This is a genomic window from Lutibacter sp., assembly GCF_040883305.1.
GTDB lineage: Bacteria > Bacteroidota > Bacteroidia > Flavobacteriales > Flavobacteriaceae > Lutibacter.
Genome location: NZ_JBFLKT010000152.1, coordinates 1 through 3130 on the forward strand (window position 1 = coordinate 1; position 3130 = coordinate 3130).

Annotated in this window: 5 protein-coding genes; all 5 read left to right on the forward strand. The window is 29.1% G+C overall.

Translation table 11 applies throughout. The annotated features are described in order from the left end of the window. The coding region (locus AB1Z17_RS05005) for a hypothetical protein (protein ID WP_368050700.1) at positions 1–420 on the forward strand (420 nt) is incomplete at its 5' end. Next, entirely contained in the window at positions 417–725 is a 309-nt protein-coding gene (locus AB1Z17_RS05010) for a hypothetical protein (protein ID WP_368050701.1), read from the forward strand. The genes AB1Z17_RS05005 and AB1Z17_RS05010, both read left to right, overlap by 4 nt. Then, on the forward strand, positions 712–1581 hold the full coding sequence (locus tag AB1Z17_RS05015) for a hypothetical protein (protein WP_368050702.1): 870 nt from the start codon (positions 712–714) through the stop codon (positions 1579–1581). The genes AB1Z17_RS05010 and AB1Z17_RS05015 overlap by 14 nt, the downstream gene beginning before the upstream one ends. Then, on the forward strand, positions 1581–2864 hold the full coding sequence (locus tag AB1Z17_RS05020; RefSeq protein ID WP_368050703.1) for an O-antigen ligase family protein: 1284 nt from the start codon (positions 1581–1583) through the stop codon (positions 2862–2864). The genes AB1Z17_RS05015 and AB1Z17_RS05020 overlap by 1 nt, the downstream gene beginning before the upstream one ends. Next, the coding region (locus tag AB1Z17_RS05025) for a DUF1972 domain-containing protein (RefSeq protein ID WP_368050704.1) at positions 2839–3130 on the forward strand (292 nt) is incomplete at its 3' end. The genes AB1Z17_RS05020 and AB1Z17_RS05025, both read left to right, overlap by 26 nt.

Below are 3130 nucleotides of genomic sequence, written 5' to 3' on the forward strand. Positions count from 1 at the left end.
ATTACCTCTAAGGTTGGAGGAACTTTTGAAAAGCATTTTACAATAGAAAGATCATATAGATTTTTTTTAGAAGGAACAGCAAAACGAGAACAAGTAGTTATAGCCGCCATACATAGTTTGGACACTAAGTTTATTGGAGGTGGGCCTTATTCATATTTCGACATAAAGACGGGTAAGTTTCAAAATACCATCCATTTTTCTCAACTTATCTGGACCTATTTTGACCTAGGATTGATGGGCCTTATAACAGTTTTTTTCTATTTGTTTTACATTGTAAAGTCTTTAGAAACTCGTAATAAGTGGTTTTTTCTGTTTATTTTTTCTGTAATCACAATATATTCTTTTTATACCACACCATTTTCTGAGATTGGAATTGTTTTTAGTATTTTCATGTTTTTTAATTACTATAGAAACGCATGAATTTACTAATCATTCCATTTCATGATTGGAGAAAAAGCCAACGTGAAGGCTTTAGAACTCGCGATGCCCACTTTATTAAGGCGCTTTCAAAAATAGATGCAGTTGATAAAATTATTATTGTAAATAGGCCCACCACACATTTAGAACTTTTATATAACAATCAAAAAACAATAATCCAAGGAGAGATTATTTTAAAAAAGGGCAGATTCTCTTTATACAAAACAGACCATAAGATTTTTGTAATAGACTTCTTATCTCTTGATATATTCTCTCAAGTTAAAAAAAAAACATTTGTGGTTTATTGAAAAATATGCATGTGACAATTACACAGAATTTATAGAGGACACGTATAAACTTTTGGGGATAGAAAAAATCAATCTTTTATCACAAAATATCTTTGCATATAAATTGGCTGCTAGAGTCATTGCTAAAAATAAAGTTTTCGACGCATGGGATAATTTTTTAAAATTCCCAGCTTATAAAAAAATAACAAAGCATCTTGAAACAGGGTATCAACAATTAAGCAATGAGAGATTTTTTTGGATAACAAATTCACAAGAAAACATCTTGTTTTTTAAAACCAAGTTCAAAGTAAAAGATATCCATCTCATAAAGAATGGGGTTGAAGAGGATTTTTTAAAAAACCGAACAACAGAAACACCTGTAGATTTATTGAATATAAAAAAACCAATAGTTGGATTTGGAGGGAAAATATCTTATTTACTAAATGTAGATTTAATTAATTACTTAACCTTAAATAATCCCGACAAGTCTTTTGTTTTTGTTGGACAGATATTGAATAAGCAGATTTATAAAAGTATTATAAAAAGAAAAAATGTATTTTTTCTCGGGGATAAACATTATGACGAGTATTATAAATACGTCATTAATTTTGATATTTGTATAGTCCCATATAACATAAGTGAAGGTCAACATGGTGGCGACTCAATCAAGGCATATGAATACCTATCTACCGGGAAGAAGGTAGTGGGAACAAAGGGAAACGGTTTATTAGATTTATCAGATTATTTGTATTTAGTAAATGGTCAAGAGGAGTTTTCCAAAGAATTAAACGACACAAAGAATGAAAAGTCTTTTTTTGACGTAAAGAGTTTCACATGGCAATCTAAAGCAGAAAAAATATTAAATATATTAACTTAATGAAGCGCATAACAAAAGCCTTTCATAAAATCACTGAAAACCCATCGCCATATTTTATATACGGTATGGCCTTATCAATACCACTTTCAGTGAGTTTGGGAAATATTTTTATTATCATATCTGTGCTTTATTCAGTTTTCTTACTAGTAAAGAAAAAATTACGATTACAACAATTCACCAGGTTTTCATTTGTTTTTCCCGCGGCATATTTTTTAATTATCGTTTTAAGTGGATTGTTAAGCAAAGACTTAGACCAAGGCTTGAGAGTTATTGATAAAAGTTCGCTTTTTGTGCTTGTATCTTTTTCCACAATTGCATTATATACGAGTAAGCATTTATTGGGAAAGGTTTTATTGGTTTTTTCGGCATCTACATTATTTACAACCATTATTCTAATATTATATGGAATATTTAATATAATTTTTAAAGAGAAACCTATTGAAACTTTGTTGTTTCACGAGTTTACACGATTATTTGATCAACACCCAGTCTATTTTGCATTATATATTTCATTCAGCATTTTTTCTCTAACAGCTCTTTCTAACCATTCGTGGTTAATTAACAAAAAACCCCATGTTTTTGCTAGTATAATTATTTTGATTTGTGGTCTGTTCTTAACAGCCTCAAAAGCAGTTATAATTGGTTTTACCGTTCTTTATGTGTTTCAGCTAAAAACTGTTTTTAAAACAAAAAGATTAAAAATTATAGCAATGTTGTTTCTGATAACAAGCGTCATTACAATCTCGTCTATTTCCTTTCTGAGGAATCGTTTTATAGAAGGGGTAAAATTCACTTCAAATTTTAAACCGACTAATGATCTTACAAAAGCCAATATTTTCGATTCAGAAAATAAATATGACATAAGTGATTTGGAGCTTCGTTATATTTTGGGGAGTATTGGGTTATATCACCTAATTAAAGACAAAAAGATTCTTTTTGGTTATGGTGTTGGAGATACTCAAAACCATTTAGACTATTATTATATGTCTTATGGGCTAGCCCCAAATTGGTTTGAAGGACTTAATTTACATAATCAATATTTGGAAATTATAGTATCATTAGGGATTTTAACCTTTCTGTTTTTCGTGTCCTATATATTCTATGGTTTTAATATGGCTTTAACAAGCGAGAATAATTTGTATGTGTTTTACATAATATTGGTTTTATTTGCCTTTCTTTTTGAATCATATTTTATGAGAAATAAAGGAATAGTTTTTTTTATTTTTTTAAACACATTGTTTATAACACATTCTTTATATGAAAGTTGCAATATTAGGAACTAGAGGAATTCCAAACTTTCACGGGGGTTTTGAACAATTTGCAGAGTATTTTTCCGAATATTTAGTTAATCAAGGTCATGAGGTGTATGTATACAATTCTAGTACACATCACTACAAAGATAAAACCTATAATGGGGTAAATATTATTCACTGTTTTGATCCTGAAGATAAAGTGGGCACTATTGGTCAATTTATATATGACTTGAACTCTATTTTAGATTCTAGAAATAGAAATTTTGATATTATTTTACAACTAGGTTACACAAGTA